This window comes from Denitrificimonas halotolerans (assembly GCF_034259425.1).
GTDB lineage: Bacteria > Pseudomonadota > Gammaproteobacteria > Pseudomonadales > Pseudomonadaceae > Denitrificimonas > Denitrificimonas halotolerans.
In genome coordinates this window covers 53355-68612 of sequence record NZ_JAXIVU010000013.1, presented here as the reverse complement: position 1 = coordinate 68612, position 15258 = coordinate 53355, and the positions used below count along the sequence as shown (strand labels likewise).

General features: G+C 45.0%; 14 protein-coding genes. 3 read left to right on the top strand and 11 right to left on the bottom strand.

What is annotated here, in order from left to right; translation table 11 throughout:
* Positions 1-333 precede the first annotated feature (333 nt).
* Positions 334-1326, bottom strand: coding sequence for a bile acid:sodium symporter family protein (locus TOI97_RS09825; protein WP_321553946.1), 993 nt, complete (start codon positions 1324-1326; stop codon positions 334-336).
* Between the two features lie 78 nt (positions 1327-1404).
* Here TOI97_RS09825 and TOI97_RS09820 point away from each other — a divergent pair, with 78 nt between their 5' ends.
* Entirely contained in the window at positions 1405-2208 is an 804-nt protein-coding gene (locus tag TOI97_RS09820) for an AraC family transcriptional regulator (RefSeq protein ID WP_407651343.1), read from the top strand.
* A 274-nt stretch (positions 2209-2482) separates the two neighbouring features.
* Here TOI97_RS09820 and gltS read toward each other — a convergent pair whose 3' ends face one another.
* The 4 genes from gltS to TOI97_RS09800 form a co-directional block, all read right to left on the bottom strand.
* Positions 2483-3727, bottom strand: a complete 1245-nt coding sequence (gltS, locus tag TOI97_RS09815; protein ID WP_321553944.1) for a sodium/glutamate symporter — start codon at positions 3725-3727, stop codon at positions 2483-2485.
* A 217-nt stretch (positions 3728-3944) separates the two neighbouring features.
* Positions 3945-4820, bottom strand: coding sequence for an alpha/beta hydrolase family protein (locus TOI97_RS09810; protein WP_321553943.1), 876 nt, complete (start codon positions 4818-4820; stop codon positions 3945-3947).
* A 183-nt stretch (positions 4821-5003) separates the two neighbouring features.
* Positions 5004-6248 carry a sodium:proton antiporter NhaD gene (gene nhaD / locus TOI97_RS09805; protein WP_321553942.1) on the bottom strand — a complete coding sequence of 415 codons (1245 nt, stop codon included), beginning with the start codon at positions 6246-6248 and terminating at the stop codon, positions 5004-5006.
* Positions 6249-6543: 295 nt separating this feature from the next.
* Positions 6544-6711, bottom strand: a complete 168-nt coding sequence (locus TOI97_RS09800) for an oxidoreductase-like domain-containing protein (protein WP_321553941.1) — start codon at positions 6709-6711, stop codon at positions 6544-6546.
* A 250-nt stretch (positions 6712-6961) separates the two neighbouring features.
* Here TOI97_RS09800 and TOI97_RS09795 point away from each other — a divergent pair, with 250 nt between their 5' ends.
* Complete coding sequence (locus TOI97_RS09795) at positions 6962-7483, top strand: methylated-DNA--[protein]-cysteine S-methyltransferase (protein WP_321553940.1); 522 nt, start codon at positions 6962-6964, stop codon at positions 7481-7483.
* Positions 7484-7553: 70 nt separating this feature from the next.
* On the opposite strand, the gene TOI97_RS09790 is transcribed toward TOI97_RS09795, so the two are convergent.
* The 4 genes from TOI97_RS09790 to trxA all read right to left on the bottom strand — a co-directional run bounded on the left by TOI97_RS09790 (position 7554) and on the right by trxA (position 11751).
* Positions 7554-8306, bottom strand: coding sequence for a CDP-6-deoxy-delta-3,4-glucoseen reductase (locus TOI97_RS09790; RefSeq protein ID WP_321553939.1), 753 nt, complete (start codon positions 8304-8306; stop codon positions 7554-7556).
* A gap of 53 nt (positions 8307-8359) precedes the next feature.
* Positions 8360-9826: a 4-hydroxy-3-polyprenylbenzoate decarboxylase gene (ubiD, locus tag TOI97_RS09785; RefSeq protein WP_321553938.1), complete on the bottom strand. Its 1467-nt coding sequence runs from the start codon at positions 9824-9826 to the stop codon at positions 8360-8362.
* Between the two features lie 83 nt (positions 9827-9909).
* Complete coding sequence (rho, locus tag TOI97_RS09780) at positions 9910-11172, bottom strand: transcription termination factor Rho (RefSeq protein ID WP_321553937.1); 1263 nt, start codon at positions 11170-11172, stop codon at positions 9910-9912.
* 252 nt (positions 11173-11424) lie between these two features.
* Positions 11425-11751, bottom strand: a complete 327-nt coding sequence (gene trxA / locus TOI97_RS09775) for a thioredoxin TrxA (RefSeq protein WP_321553936.1) — start codon at positions 11749-11751, stop codon at positions 11425-11427.
* Between the two features lie 200 nt (positions 11752-11951).
* Between trxA and ppx the strand changes: the two genes are divergently transcribed.
* Positions 11952-13457: an exopolyphosphatase gene (gene ppx / locus TOI97_RS09770; RefSeq protein ID WP_321553935.1), complete on the top strand. Its 1506-nt coding sequence runs from the start codon at positions 11952-11954 to the stop codon at positions 13455-13457.
* Positions 13458-13594: 137 nt separating this feature from the next.
* Here the strand turns inward: ppx and TOI97_RS09765 are convergent, their stop codons facing one another.
* Together TOI97_RS09765 and TOI97_RS09760 are read right to left on the bottom strand one after the other, a co-directional pair.
* Positions 13595-14659 carry an RNA-guided endonuclease InsQ/TnpB family protein gene (locus tag TOI97_RS09765; protein ID WP_321553934.1) on the bottom strand — a complete coding sequence of 355 codons (1065 nt, stop codon included), beginning with the start codon at positions 14657-14659 and terminating at the stop codon, positions 13595-13597.
* An 85-nt stretch (positions 14660-14744) separates the two neighbouring features.
* Entirely contained in the window at positions 14745-15110 is a 366-nt protein-coding gene (locus TOI97_RS09760) for a DUF3301 domain-containing protein (protein ID WP_321553933.1), read from the bottom strand.
* Between the last annotated feature and the right edge of the window lie 148 nt (positions 15111-15258).

Here is a 15258-nt window from a genome sequence, read left to right as displayed (position 1 = left end):
GCGCCCTTAGTGTAGGGATGCATATCATACGCAGACAAAAACACACCACGCTCTTTAATCGAGCGTTGACTTAATTCATTAACAAAGTTCCAGACGAAATTGACGCTGCGAGCCATGCGGTTTAGCAGTGGCGTATGCCTGTCTCGTACTCGGACTTTTAATGTTTTGGTGTGCTTTATCATGCTGTATACAATACCAGTACCAACCTATACTGCAAAAACTTTAGCAGCCTGTTAAGGGGTTAAGGGGCTGCTTAAGCAGCCCTCGCTATCCATCCCTGCACTAAAAGTAAAAAGTACGAGGTCTTACGCGATTTTGATAAAGAGTGCTGCTTTAACAGCTGCACTCCGCCTCTACTTGCTCACAGCGTTTAGCATAATGCTGAGCAATGACTGCACATACCATCAACTGAATTTGGTGAAACACCATCAAAGGTAAAATCGCAGGCCCTACAGCACCCCCAGCAAACAAAACCGACGCCATAGGTATACCTGTAGCCATACTCTTTTTCGAGCCACAAAAAACGATAGTAATTTCATCCTCTTTATTGAACTTAAAGCGCAGCGCCAGCCAACGAGTCGCAAACAAAACAATCGCCAAGATCACACTGCACACCACAGTGAGCAGCAGCAAAGACACCGGTGGTACTGCATTCCACAACCCGGCAATCACTGCGGCACTGAAGGCGGTATACACCACCAACAAGATTGAGCTCTGATCCACAGATTTTAACCAACGTGCATTACGATCCACCCAAGGTCCTATCCAACGACGCATGTAGTGACCCACTAAAAAGGGAAGCAATAACTGCAAACTAATGCGCACAACTGACTCTAACATCCCTGTAGTACCCGCATCGGCATCGAGCATCAGTTTCACTAATAAAGGTGTAACCAAGATCCCAACTAAGCTAGAAGCCGAAGCCGCACATACTGCAGCAGGGATATTACCGCGCGCAATAGAGGTAAAAGCAATAGCAGACTGCACTGTGCCGGGTAAAGCCGCGAGATACAGCATCCCAACCCATAATTCATCTCCAAGCACCGGACGCAAAATAGGCTGTAAAGACAGCATTAAAACTGGAAATAAAATAAAAGTGCAAGCAAATACCAGCATATGTAAACGCCAGTGCATAACCCCATCAATAATGGCTTGTCGGGATAATTTTGCACCATGTAAAAAGAACAATAATGCAATAGCAAAGCTGGTCAGCCATTTAAAAAACACAGCCCCAGCACCATAGGCTGGAATAAAAGTTGCTGCCAAAACAACAGCAATCAATATTAAGGTGAAATTATCAAATAGTATGCGTAAACGAGCGAGCATGATTCTTACCATCCTTTATCAAGATGGTGCGACTCTACTGGATATGTAACAATCCGGCTAACGGCAATCAGCCAAAGAATATCGGTGAACGGACATATGCCTACCTATATTGAACAACGCCTGAATGAGCTCACTCACTTACCCCGACCTATTTATGGTCAAACGGAAGCACTACCGAATAAGCTGATCGGCTTCAGTCACAGCCATCCTTGGGTGCAGTTTTCCTATGCCATAAGCGGTGTCTTAGAAGTACAAACAGCACAAGGCCGTTTTATCGCACCACCACAACGTGCGGTTTGGGTCCCTGCCGGAGTGAAACATCAAGTGCAATGTTCTGCACAGACTCAAATCCGCAGCTTGTATATTGACCATCAAGTGATCACGAATCCCCCAAGCAGTTGTCGTGTAGTTGAAGTGAGTCCATTACTGAAAGAACTGATCCGTGCCTTTGGTGAGCTTCCTGTGGAATACGATGAAAATAGTGCTGAAGGCCGCCTCGCTGCAGTTTTGCTCGATCAACTGACCTATGCACCCGATATGGGCTTTATGCTGCCCTTACCTAAGGATAAACGCTTACAGCGCATTGTAAGCCAACTGCAAAAACATCCTGATGCAACAGACTCTCTAAGCTTATGGGCACAACGCTTACATGTATCGGAAAAAACGCTCAGCCGTTTATTTGCTCAACAAACAGGGCTAACCTTTCGTCTCTGGCGCCAACGCTTACGTCTGCTGCATGCTTTACCTTTATTGGAACAAAAACAATCAGTGACAGAGGTTGCACTGGCTTGTGGCTATGAGTCTATTTCTGCTTTTATTGCAGCTTTCGGCGAGCACTTTGGTAGTACACCTAGTGAGTTTTTTAAAACCCTGCAGTTTTAATTAGTTTTTGTTCCTAGCCCGTTACGCGATAGCCGGTTTCTCTTCCAGGCCATGGTAGAAGCGTCCAGCTTGGACGCCATCGGAGCAGGTGACCGTATCCGTTCAGTCTAGATCAATACCGATACAGTCTTGACCTTTACCACTACATTGAAGTACCAGCCCCAGCCCCTACTACAAAGACTTTAACAGCCTATTAAGGGCTGCTTGTGCAACCCTTGCTATCGATCTTCACACTAAAAGTATAAAAATCGATAGCAGCACAGGTCTACTTAGATCAATTCAAAAACGGCAACGATGTGATCGCCGATAATACTGTCGCGTTAATAATATCGACAAAGAATGCACCGACCATAGGCACAATTAAAAACGCCTTATGAGACGGCCCAAAACGGTCTGTCACTGCTTGCATATTCGCTACTGCAGTCGGTGTTGCTCCCATACCAAATCCACAGAATCCACCAGCTAAAACTGCAGCGTCATAATCTTTACCCATTACACGAAAGACCACAAAAACTGCAAATAAAACTAGCAATACAGCTTGTACACTTAAAATAACAATTAAAGGAATCGCTAAATCTTTAATCATCCATAATTCAAGACTCAGTAACGCCATCGCTAAAAACAACGATAACGATACATTGCCAAAGACGTCTACACTGCGATCAAAAATCGTCACTTTAAAGAATTTTGTTAACACATTACGCACCACAACCCCTGATGCCAATGCCCACACGAAAGTTGGAATAACAAAGTTCGAGTCACCAAAGTGTTCCGCCATAAAGTTCGATAAAAATGAAGCACTAGCCAAACAAATAGCAAATAAAGCCAATGTTTCCACTGCTGAATCAGCAGTAATAATACGTTGCTGTTGCGGCTGTTCAAAAACAATTTTAGGCCCGACTTCAACGCTCTCCGTTGTATTTTGAGCATGCTCCGGAATGGTTACTTTCTTCATCAGGCGACGCGCTACGGGACCACCAATTAAACCACCGCAAACCAGTCCGAAAGTAGCACAGGCCATGCCTAAAACGACAGCGCCTTGAATGCCAAAATCACTTTCAAAGATCTGCCCCCAACCCGCTGCGGTACCATGTCCACCGACTAAAGTCATTGAGCCTGTAATCAGTCCTGTTAACGGTGGTAAACCGAGTAAGCTCGCTAAACTGATCCCGACAATATTTTGCACCACAATAAAACCAGCAACGATTGAGGTAAACAAAACCAACGGGAGTCCACCAGACTTTAAGCGCTTAAAGTCCGCACTTAAACCAATCGAAGCAAAAAACATCAGCATAAAGCCATCTTGCAGACCTTTTTCAATCTGAATAGAAAAACCATTGATCTGATGAAAAATTAAAACCAATAAAGCAGCAATTAAACCACCTACAACAGGTTCAGGAATATTAAACTTAGCTAAAACAGCAATACGCTTTACTAAAACTCGCCCAACCAGTAATACCACTGTGGCAGCAATTAAGGTGTAATAACTGTTCAAAACCACAACAAAATTCTCGCTCATAAAGACTCCGTACTGGTGCAGTGCAACACTGCTCAGATCCGTTTTATAAATTAATCACACCTTATAGCTCGGTCAGATTAAAGTATGTCTGGTTCAAGGCCGCTCAGCTTAAGTGCCAATGCTACAAGTGTGAACCTTTAATTGTCTCAAGAGCATCAACACACCCTAACTTGGTTAAAAAACAACCATTCAGGGCTGATTACAGCTCCACTTCTAGTTAATGTACAGCATTAAATGCTGTAAACCACCCCAAAATTTCATCCCAAAATGGCTGCGCCACCGGACGAAAATACCCCATATGGCCAATCGCACCGAATTTAAGATTCAATTCTTTAGGGTCAACATCACGTCGAATGACCTGAGCACCACTGTAAAACTGCATAAATGCATCACGGGATCTTGGCAGTGCCCACAGATCATCAAGGGCCACTGCTGCGGTGATTTCTGTGCGCACTTGGGCAAACTGTTGCTTTCTAGTTTCTCGAACTAAAGGATCGTCAAAAAAATAATAGGGCATCCCACACCAGCGCTTCCATTGTCGATATACACCCAAAGGCATATCTTCGCCCATACCTAACATTTTCCATGGTAAATACCCTTTCCAAGCCACCAACGGTGGAAAAACCACACTCCACATTAACTGTACTTTTAAACGTTCTGCTAATGGCATCCAACCATACCAACCTGAACCTGTGCCTACAGTAAAGCAACGACTGACCTTATCGTGATTTGGCAGCAAGCCTAAAGCATGCCCACCATAAGAATGTCCAACTAAGAATAACGGGTGCTCATCGCAGTGCATGTAATCCACCACTGCCGCTAAATCTAACTGCCCCCAATCTGCAAAATCCATCTCAAAATCTTTCAGGTTTCGAGGAGCTGATAGACCCACACCACGGTAATCAAAGGTCAACACGGTAAAACCTTGACGACTCGCGTACTCAGCAAAACGGCGATAAAAACGCTGTGCAACACCCGTCGCATTTGCCACTATGAGATGACCTTTCAACTCACTTTGGGCCTCATACAGTAAGGCCTGAAGGGGATAGCCATCAGCCGCTGATATCGTCAGCGCTTGCACGAACTGGCTCATAAAAACTCCTTATTTTTATTATTGAAAAAGTCTAGACCGCTATTTTTGTACTTATGAGTCTATTAATTCACTGAGAAAAATCCCATTCTTTACTGACCTCTTAACAATTCTTTACAAAGCAGTTTTATCTAGACAAAAAAAAGCCAGCGTTCACGCGCTGGCTTAGAGGGCTAAAAAATACACTTAAAGTAAGTAGCTGATTGCCACCACAGCAAGAAAACCTACACTATAAGCCATGAGCAAATAACCAAAATAACGCAAGTAAGCAATAAAGCTCAGCGCTGGAATTTTACTCATAGCAACCACACCGGCAGCAGAACCGATCGCCAATAACGATCCCCCCACACCCACAGAGTAGGTTAGGGTCAACCATTCACCTTTACTCATTTCAATACCGGACTTTAGTAAAGCAGCAGTCAAAGGCACGTTATCAATTAAGGCCGAGAATAAACCGACTGAATAGTTAGCCACGATGACAGGAAGCTTCTCATATAGAGTAGGGAAGTGCTCTAATACATTCAGCTCTTTCAGCATCCCCACCAACAGTAAGACCCCCAAGAAAAACAAAAGGGTATCGAACTCAATTTTACGTACATACTCTAATATCGGCTCATCTTTATTGAGAAAGTGCACCGCCATAAACATCAGAGCTAAGCCAAACAAGAAAGACAAAACCGGTGGTATACCAAAAGCCACATTCGCCGCGATGGTGCCAATAATAGTAGCTAAAAATAGCCCAGCGATAATGCGGTCACCCGTCGGAATAATAACCTCACGTTTGACTAAAACGACTTGCCCTTTAAGCGACCAAGACAAAGCAAACGAAAGAAACAGGACTGCCGTCAGCGCCGGTAAACTTAACAAAATCAAATCTGCAATTTTTACTTTGCCTGCCAAGAAGATCATCAAGGTGGTCACATCACCAGTAATCAAAGCAGCCCCCCCTGAATTCACTGCAAAGACCACTAAAACAATGTAACGCAGTAGCTTATCCGTACTCAGATTTAAACTCACAAGCACAGTAATACAAACCAGCGTGGCAGTAATATTATCGGCCATAGAAGAGAAAGCAAAAGCAAACAGTCCAGTGACCAACATTAAACGTCGCTCGCTCATATGAGTGGGCATTAAACGATTCACAATGCCATCAATAACGCCTTTATGTGAGACATAAGCAACAAAAGTCATGGCTGCCATTAGAAACAACCAAAGCGTAGCAATTTCAAGTAGGTTTTCATTGAGTGAATGCATCAACTCAGGTGTAGTAAACCCGTTCGGTGGGGCAATGAAGTACAGCACCCACACCAAGGTGCCGAAAAATAATGTTGTCTTGGCTTTATCAATTTTAGTGAAGTCTTCAACCACAATCGATAAAAAACCCAAAAATGATAGAACCAGTAAAGCCGTTTCCATTTCAGTCACCAGCATGCCAATCAATAAAGGTGAAAAAGTGTAGTCCTTTTTCAGATGAAAAACGCATATCTAGGAGACAATATTTTACCAAAATCGCAAAAAGCCTCGTGTTTTATTGCGAGGATGGATCGCAGACGCAAAACATTCTCGCGGTCGAATATGGCCGTTCAGCCGCAGGAGTCCGCTTTCTTTAGGTCAGGGAGGGTGTCAAGGTAACCATAGGCGAGCACGCTGTACCACATCATCTATGGAGCTATCCATCTGCTCTTGTACGATGTACATCATGCGCCTAGCCTAAATTTAGAAGTTGCTATTTAGGCTCGCCGGCATCCTTAGCCAGCTGCTCTGCTTTGGCTTTTAACTCGGCTTGCTCAGCACGCCACACATCCATTTCATCATAATAGATATCCCACACACAGGGGGAACATTCGCTTTGGCAGCACTCATAATCTTCTGGTGGTGTTGGTTTCTCGCTCATTGCTATTCTACTCCGATTAATCAAGTGACAAGCCACCCAAACTTCAGTGCTTAAGTAAACTTGTTATTTTAGCGCAATCATGAATAACTTGGCAGTCTTCCTAGATTGATCTACTTTAGTGTCATCAATATGACTGAATATGGGGAGAAAATTGCCCAACAACCCTTGCTGAACGTACACCGCTGAGCTTTAAAATATTCTTTCAGAACTCGGTGATCCCCTTACAATCGCTTGAACGCAAGGAGCTTATATGCCAGCTTCATCTTTACTTCATATCGAGTTTGACACTACTGAAACTGATTTTGCCGCTATTTTAGTGGCGCGCAGTAAACAAGGTGTTTGTGCAATTTTACTAGGCGATTCTGTAGCGGACTTGTATACGGATTTAGCACAGCGTTTTCCTAAAGCACAGTTGCAAAACAATACTCAAGGCCTCGCAGCACTGTTAAAAAACCTAACTAACTTTTTAGAAAACCCACAAACGCCCTTAAATTTTCGTTTAGATATTCAGGGTAGTGCCTTTCAACAACAGGTGTGGTCGGTTTTGCGCAGTATCCCAGTAGGACATACACTAAGTTATACCGATGTAGCAGAGCTACTACATAAACCTTCAGCAGTGCGTGCGGTAGCGAATGCTTGCGCAGCTAATCCATTGGCATTAGCGATTCCTTGTCACCGTATTTTACGAGCCGATGGCAGTATTTCTGGCTACCGATGGGGTGTAGAACGTAAACGTGAGTTATTGGCTCGCGAGCAACTGGCTTGTTCTTGACTCTAACCTAACCTTGAACCCAGTGGGAACGTCACTCTAGACTGCTGAAACTGATGTACTGTAGATGGAACTACTTTTCTCGTGGAGCATAGGCAAAAACATCAGAAAGCATTTGTTCTTCCTGCATACCAGCTGCCACTAAGGCGTCCAATGTCGCGTAAACCATGGCTGGAGAACCACTGACAATCACGCGATAGTCCGATAGATGTTCAATATCACTGCACACTGCTTCATAAAGCAAACCAGTGCGTCCCTCCCAACCACTATCCTCACTGACAATCTGGTGAAAATGAACATTGGGCATGGCTGTCCAATCTGAACATTTTGTTAGAGTGTAAAAGTCATCAGCAACCCGTGCACCCCAGTAAATATGAATCGGCAAACGAAAATCGCGCGCACGACAATCTTCAATAATACTCTGCACTTGAGCCATCCCTGTACCAGCTGCAATGAGTAATAACGGACGCTCATCAGCGCCTGACAAATGCACGGCCCCCAGAGGCATTTGCACTTGGGCTACCCCATCTTTCTGCAGCTGCTGCAAAAGCGCCACTGGAGCTGCATCACGGGCTAAAATATGTAGCTCTAAATCACGGCCCTGCTGTGGAGCAGAAGCAATCGAAAAAGCACTCCACTGACCATTTTCCCGTTCTAGCAACATATATTGACCTGCATGATAAGCAACCATCTGCTCTTCAGGTAAACGCAAATGAACAGAAAAGACATCAGCACCTAAAGGTGTGACACTGACCAATTGGCATGCCACTTTAATTGTTGGCAACACCTCAATATCATGCTCTGAAGGCGATAATGTGACAGTCATGCGTAACCTATTTCCTTTATATACATTGCTCAGCAATCCATAGATCGCTGCTTTTAATCGATGCCCAACTCAGACCACATCGCGTCCACTCGTGCTTTTACACCGGGATCTTGCTCGATCACACGACCCCATTCTCGATCTGTTTCGCTCGGCCACTTGTTGGTTGCATCCAACCCCATTTTGCTACCTAAACCAGAAACAGGAGAGGCAAAATCTAAATAATCAATTGGCGTATTATCGATTAATACTGTGTCACGGCTTGGATCCATACGTGTGGTAATTGCCCAAATCACATCATTCCAATCCCGTGCATTGACATCATCATCAGTGACAATAACAAATTTAGTGTACATAAATTGACGTAAGAAGCTCCAGACGCCGAGCATCACACGCTTCGCGTGACCTGGGTATTGCTTCTTAATGGTAACCACCGCCATACGGTAAGAACAACCTTCTGGTGGTAAGTAAAAATCGATAATTTCTGGAAATTGCTTTTGCAGTATCGGCACAAAAACTTCATTCAGTGCCACACCTAAAATAGCAGGCTCATCCGGTGGGCGGCCTGTATATGTACTGTGGTAAATCGCATCTTGACGCTGTGTAATACGTTCAACGGTAAATACAGGGAAACTATCAATCTCATTATAGTAGCCCGTATGGTCACCATAAGGACCTTCATCCGCCATTTCACCAGGATAAATATGGCCTTCTAAAACAATTTCTGCACTAGCAGGCACCTGTAAATCACTGCCAATAGCCTTTACGAGCTCAGTACGTGAACCACGTAACAAACCGGCAAAAGCATACTCAGACAAAGTATCAGGCACGGGCGTTACAGCGCCTAAAATAGTGGCAGGGTCAGCACCTAAAGCCACAGCAACAGGGTAGGGGCGGCCTGGGTATTTTTCGCACCACTCACGAAAATCTAAAGCACCACCTCGGTGACTGAGCCAACGCATAATTACTTTGTTGCGACCCAGTACTTGTTGACGATAAATACCTAAGTTTTGCCGTTCTTTATTAGGCCCTTTAGTGATAGTTAAGCCCCAAGTAATCAAAGGTGCGGCATCACCTGGCCAACAGGTTTGAATGGGCAAGGAAGTAAGGTCGACATCCTCACCTTCGATGATCACTGCTTGGCAGGCCGCATCTTTACGCACTTTAGGGGCCATGGCCAAGACTTTTTTAAACATCGGAAGCTTGTTCCAAGCATCCTTAAAGCCTTTAGGGGGCTCAGGCTCTTTTAAAGCAGCCAATAGCTTACCAATCTCACGCAACTCACTGGTACTCTCAGCGCCCATACCTAAAGCCACGCGTTCAGGTGTACCGAATAAGTTACCCAACACTGGCATGGAAAAACCCGTAGGATTTTCAAACAGCAAAGCAGGACCGCCTTTACGCAAGGTACGATCACAAATTTCTGTCATTTCTAAAATAGGGGAGACGGAGGCTTGAACGCGCTTGAGCTCACCACGCTGCTCAAGGCCGCGGATGAAGTCTCGAAGATCAGTATATTGCATGATGTTATCCGTAGCAGATCAAGCACTGGGCTGGACGGGCGTAAGTGCGTTATCCAGCCCATGGCTTTGATACTAAACGTGGGTTATTTACTGCGCTTCATTGACATGAAAAACTCTTCGTTAGTTTTCGTATCTTTAAGCTTATCCAGCAAAAACTCAATGGCTGCAGTTTCATCCATAGGATGCAACAACTTGCGTAAAATCCACATACGCTGCAACTCATCATCAGTGGTTAAGAGTTCTTCACGGCGAGTTCCCGAGCGATTTATATTGATCGCAGGGAATACACGCTTCTCCGCAATACGGCGCTCCAGTTGCAGCTCCATATTACCGGTTCCTTTAAACTCTTCGTAAATCACTTCATCCATTTTTGAGCCGGTCTCAACCAGAGCGGTAGCAATGATGGTTAAAGAACCGCCTTCTTCAATATTACGTGCTGCACCAAAGAAACGTTTCGGTTTTTCTAACGCATGGGCGTCCACACCACCGGTTAATACTTTACCGGAACTAGGGATAACCGTGTTGTAAGCACGGGCCAAACGAGTAATGGAGTCCAGTAAAATCACGACATCTTTTTTGTGCTCAACTAAACGCTTAGCTTTTTCAATGACCATTTCCGCCACTTGCACGTGACGAGTTGGTGGCTCATCGAAAGTGGAAGCCACCACTTCGCCGCGTACAGTACGCTGCATTTCGGTCACTTCTTCAGGGCGCTCATCGATCAGCAAAACAATTAAATGGCACTCTGGATTATTGCGTGTGATATTCGACGCAATGTTCTGCAACATAATCGTTTTACCGGCTTTCGGCGGCGCCACAATTAAACCACGCTGACCTTTACCAATAGGTGCAGCTAAATCTATCACTCGCCCCGTCAAATCCTCGGTTGAGCCGTTACCAATTTCCATCAGTAAACGTTTATTCGGGAACAGAGGGGTTAAGTTTTCGAAAAGAATTTTATTACGGGCGTTTTCAGGACGATCAAAATTAATACCGTCCACTTTTAACAAAGCAAAATAACGCTCACCATCTTTAGGTGGACGAATTTTGCCCGTAATTGTATCGCCTGTTCTTAAGTTAAAACGACGAATTTGACTCGGTGATACATAAATATCATCCGGACCAGCAAGGTATGAAGAGTCTGCTGAGCGTAAAAAGCCAAAGCCATCTTGTAAAATTTCGAGTACACCGTCACCAGTAATTTCTTCACCACCGCGCGCATGGCGCTTTAGGAGTGAAAAAATAATATCTTGCTTGCGCGAACGAGCCATGTTGTCTAGGCCCATTTGTTCAGCCATTTCTAGCAATTCGGCAACGGGTTTTTGTTTTAATTCGGTCAGATTCATAGGGAATGACGATGATATAATTTAGAGGGAATGAGTAAGCACTTAGCTTGAGAGGCGCACCGTGAGGAGAACAGCTATTTGGGTGTTCAGAGCCGTATAAGATATCGGCGACGGTATGCAGACTTGTGGTTCTTGTGACTGCAACGGCTTAGCGCTACAAATGTGGAATCTACCACTTGCAAGGGCGTGCGTCTAGTGCACACTGTAAGAAAGTACGCACTAGACGTTAGCGTGTGAGCGATTAACGCTAAATTAGATATGACTTTCCAAGAAAGCCACTAATTGTGTTTTGGATAATGCGCCAACTTTAGTTGCCTCTACGTTACCGTTTTTAAACAACATTAACGTAGGGATACCACGTACACCATACTTTGGCGGTGTTGCTTGGTTGTCATCAATATTGAGCTTGCAAATTTTAACTTTGCCAACAAACTCAGCTGCAACATCTTCTAAAACTGGAGCAATCATCTTGCAAGGACCACACCATTCTGCCCAGTAATCAACTAAAACCGGACCCTCAGCTTGCAATACATCTTCATCAAAACTTGAATCGCTAATATTTATAATGTGATCGCTCATGAAACCTCTCCGTAAAGGCGGATGCAAATTAAATTATCCTGACAATCATAGCCCGACTTAACAGTTAACGAAAGTAACCAAGTACCACCCTGTAATATTTTTGCTGCTTTTTTGTCTCTATCTCACCACAAATGATTTAAAATTGGCGAATCCTTCTCAACATGGCAGGATAGCCCCATTACTACTATTGGAATTGCGGCATGCCCAACTCTGCTCCTAAACACTTCCCAATCATTGCAGCCATTGACCTAGGGTCTAATAGTTTCCACATGGTCCTCGCTAAAACAGACCAACGGGAAATCCGTATTCTTGAGCGCATGGGTGAAAGGGTACAACTGGCGGCAGGCATAAACGACCAGCTTGAACTACAAGCAGATGCTATGGAACGAGGGTTGGCGTGTTTACGACGTTTTGCTCAACTCATTCATGGTTTGCCTCAAGGCGCAGTACGTATCGTTGGAACTAGCTCACTCCGTGTTGCCCACAACCGCAATACCTTTATCCAACACGCTGAAGCAATTTTAGGACACGACGTTGATGTCATCTCAGGTCGTGAAGAAGCACGCCTTATTTATTTAGGGGTTTCCCATTCTTTAGCGGATACTCCGGGCAAACGTTTAGTCGTGGATATCGGTGGTGGCAGCACCGAATTTATTATTGGTCAACAGTTTGAGTCTCAATTACGGGGCAGTCTACAAATGGGCTGTGTCAGCTTCACTCAACGTTTTTTTAAAGATGGCAAAGTAACCACTGCACGCTATGCACAAGCTTATACAGCAGCACGCCTAGAACTGATGGAACTGGAGCAAAGTCTACGCCGACTAGGCTGGAACGACACTGTTGGTGCTTCTGGCACCATTCGTTCGATCGGCCAAGCTCTAGGAGCTGCCGGTCAAACCAATGGTGAAATCACTAGCGCAGGCCTTACGTGGTTAAAAAATGAAGTTATAAAAGTGGGGGACATCAGCAAAATCGACATGCCTGGTGTAAAACCAGAACGCAGTGCGATTTTGCCTGCAGGTTTAGCCATTATGGAAGCCATTTTTGATGCTTTAGAACTTAAGCACATGACACCCTGTGATGGTGCTTTACGTGAGGGCGTCCTCTATGACTTACTGGGTCGCCATCAACATGAAGATGTCCGTGAACGTTCAATCCAGTCTCTCATGGAACGCAGCCATGTTGACGTCGAACATGCCCACCGAGTTGAATGTAATGCTTTGCAGGCTCTAGAGCAGGTCGCTGACACTTGGCAGCTTAAAGATGAATGGTATAGCGATCTATTAAGTTGGGCTGCGCGCGTACATGAAGTGGGGTTAGATATTGCTCATTACCACTTCCATAAGCACGGGGCTTATTTAGTCGAGCATTCAGACCTCGCTGGTTTCTCTCGCCAAGAACAACAAATGTTAGCTCTATTGGTTCGTGGTCACCGCCGTAATATCCCAAAAGACCGCTTCTTTAATGAGTTTGCCGAAGATGCACAGGCATTATTAAGACTCTGCATTTTGCTACGCTTTTCCATCCTCTTGCACCACATCCGCGGCTCACAAGAGATTCCAGAACTTGAATTAACCGCAAAAGAAAGCAGTCTGCATATTCGCTTTCCTAAAGACTGGTTAAAGAATAACCCTCTAACAGCAGCTGACTTTGAAAAAGAAGCAAGCTGGCTTGAGCGAATCAATTACACTTTAACTGCAGAATAAGAGTTGCTAATACTGATCAGTCGATTTGTTCTGACTTTTCCAGTGCTTTAAATCCACCACATTACTGTGGATTTGAAGCTTAGATGAAGGTGTATGGCTTACTACTGCCTCCTTATCTGTTTGACATCCTCCCCGACCTAAAGGACGGGGATTCCTACTGCTAGACGACCATGCCCGGCCGCGAGAATGTTACGTGCCGCGTTGATATCGCGATCGTGGGTGACACCACACCCACTGCACGTCCATTCTCTTATTCCAAGTCCTGCGATACCTTTCGGCCTCGATTCGGGCAAGCTGCCGCAACTCGAACAGGTTTGGGTGGTGTATGCCTCGTCAATTTCCTTAAAAACAATGCCTGCGTGAGCGCATTTATAGTCCAGCATTGTTTTTAATTGACCCCAGCCAGCGTCCAACACTGACTTGGCCATCGTGGTTTTAACGAGTTTTAAACTACTGACATTACCGACATAGATTTCACCGCAGCGATTGACTAGCTTACGGCTGAACTTGTGCAATGCGTCTTTTCTACGGTTAGCGATTTTCGCATGAATGGTTTTGACTTGGGTTTTATTTCTGGCTCGTTGCGCTATGGCTAATTTTTCCTCAAGGCCACGATAGAAGCGGCCCGCTTCCAGCTTGGTGCCGTCCGAGCAGGTGGCTGTATCAGTTAAGCCAAGATCAATACCGATGCGGTCTTGGCCTTTGGTTGGTTCGATCTCCATATCAACCACAACATTGAAGTACCAGCGGCCACGGGCATCTTCATTGAAACTGGCCGAGCGAAACTTGTATTGGTTCAAGCCGTAGCTGTCCCAGACCTTAAAATAGTGGCCGTTGTGGTAGACCTGCCCGTTTTTCCATTGAGCTGCACCTGTATTGACGGGTATCCAGCCCAGTGAGCGGCGTACACCGCCTGATTTGCGCCAGTTCAGCCGCACTTTCTTAAACTGCTTGCGGCGTGTGACATACTCACCTGCAATGCACTGTAAGGTTTGGCTGTGCAGGCCAAGCTCTCTACCTGCGCCCTTTGTGTAGGGATGCATATCATACGCAGACAAAAACACACCACGCTCTTTAATCGAGCGTTGACTTAATTCATTGACAAAGTTCCAGACGAAATTGACGCTGCGAGCCATGCGATTTAGCAGTGGCGTATGCCTGTCTCGTACTCGGACTTTTAATGTTTTGGTGTGCTTTATCATGCTGTATACAATACCAGTACCAACCTATACTGCAAAAACTTTAGCAGCCTGTTAAGGGGTTAAGGGGCTGCTTAAGCAGCCCTCGCTATCCATCCATCCCCGCACTAAAAGTACGAGGTCTTACGCGACTTTGATAAGGATCTGGGTAAGCTTGCAATTCAATTTTACCCAAATACCGTCCAAACATCGCTACAGTGCCATTTAGCCGCTCTTGACTGGTCACAGTAAATTCAAAGCCGTACATGCGAGCTATGCGTTTTCGCCCTTTACCATCCAAGATAAAACGCCACCCCTTTAAGGCTACATTGCCATCCAACAATTGCACACCCATCTTTTTACAATGCTGGGTAGCAAACCATAAAGCTCGCTCACGTACTCCATGACCACGCCAAAGCCATGCAATCATTGCAACAACCAATAACCATGCAACCAATTCCCCGAGTGTTATCATAATGCACCATCAAAATTGTGTTTTTATCCTGCAAACCTAAACTGAGTTATCCCCAGGCAAAGCAATTTATTTTTACCAGCCTGTGGATAACTTTATCTCTGGCAGCTACAATAGCAGGTCGTATTCTTTATGTTCTACTTGAGGGATC

Coding starts and splice junctions, on each gene's coding strand:
- TOI97_RS09790 (WP_321553939.1), bottom strand. CDS start 8,306: ATGACTGTCACATTATCGCCTTCAGAGCATGATATTGAGGTGTTGCCA.
- trxA (WP_321553936.1), bottom strand. CDS start 11,751: ATGAGCGATCACATTATAAATATTAGCGATTCAAGTTTTGATGAAGAT.
- TOI97_RS09810 (WP_321553943.1), bottom strand. CDS start 4,820: ATGAGCCAGTTCGTGCAAGCGCTGACGATATCAGCGGCTGATGGCTAT.
- ppx (WP_321553935.1), top strand. CDS start 11,952: ATGCCCAACTCTGCTCCTAAACACTTCCCAATCATTGCAGCCATTGAC.
- rho (WP_321553937.1), bottom strand. CDS start 11,172: ATGAATCTGACCGAATTAAAACAAAAACCCGTTGCCGAATTGCTAGAA.
- TOI97_RS09760 (WP_321553933.1), bottom strand. CDS start 15,110: ATGATAACACTCGGGGAATTGGTTGCATGGTTATTGGTTGTTGCAATG.
- ubiD (WP_321553938.1), bottom strand. CDS start 9,826: ATGCAATATACTGATCTTCGAGACTTCATCCGCGGCCTTGAGCAGCGT.
- TOI97_RS09765 (WP_321553934.1), bottom strand. CDS start 14,659: ATGATAAAGCACACCAAAACATTAAAAGTCCGAGTACGAGACAGGCAT.
- TOI97_RS09800 (WP_321553941.1), bottom strand. CDS start 6,711: ATGAGCGAGAAACCAACACCACCAGAAGATTATGAGTGCTGCCAAAGC.
- TOI97_RS09795 (WP_321553940.1), top strand. CDS start 6,962: ATGCCAGCTTCATCTTTACTTCATATCGAGTTTGACACTACTGAAACT.
- nhaD (WP_321553942.1), bottom strand. CDS start 6,248: ATGCTGGTGACTGAAATGGAAACGGCTTTACTGGTTCTATCATTTTTG.
- gltS (WP_321553944.1), bottom strand. CDS start 3,727: ATGAGCGAGAATTTTGTTGTGGTTTTGAACAGTTATTACACCTTAATT.
- TOI97_RS09825 (WP_321553946.1), bottom strand. CDS start 1,326: ATGCTCGCTCGTTTACGCATACTATTTGATAATTTCACCTTAATATTG.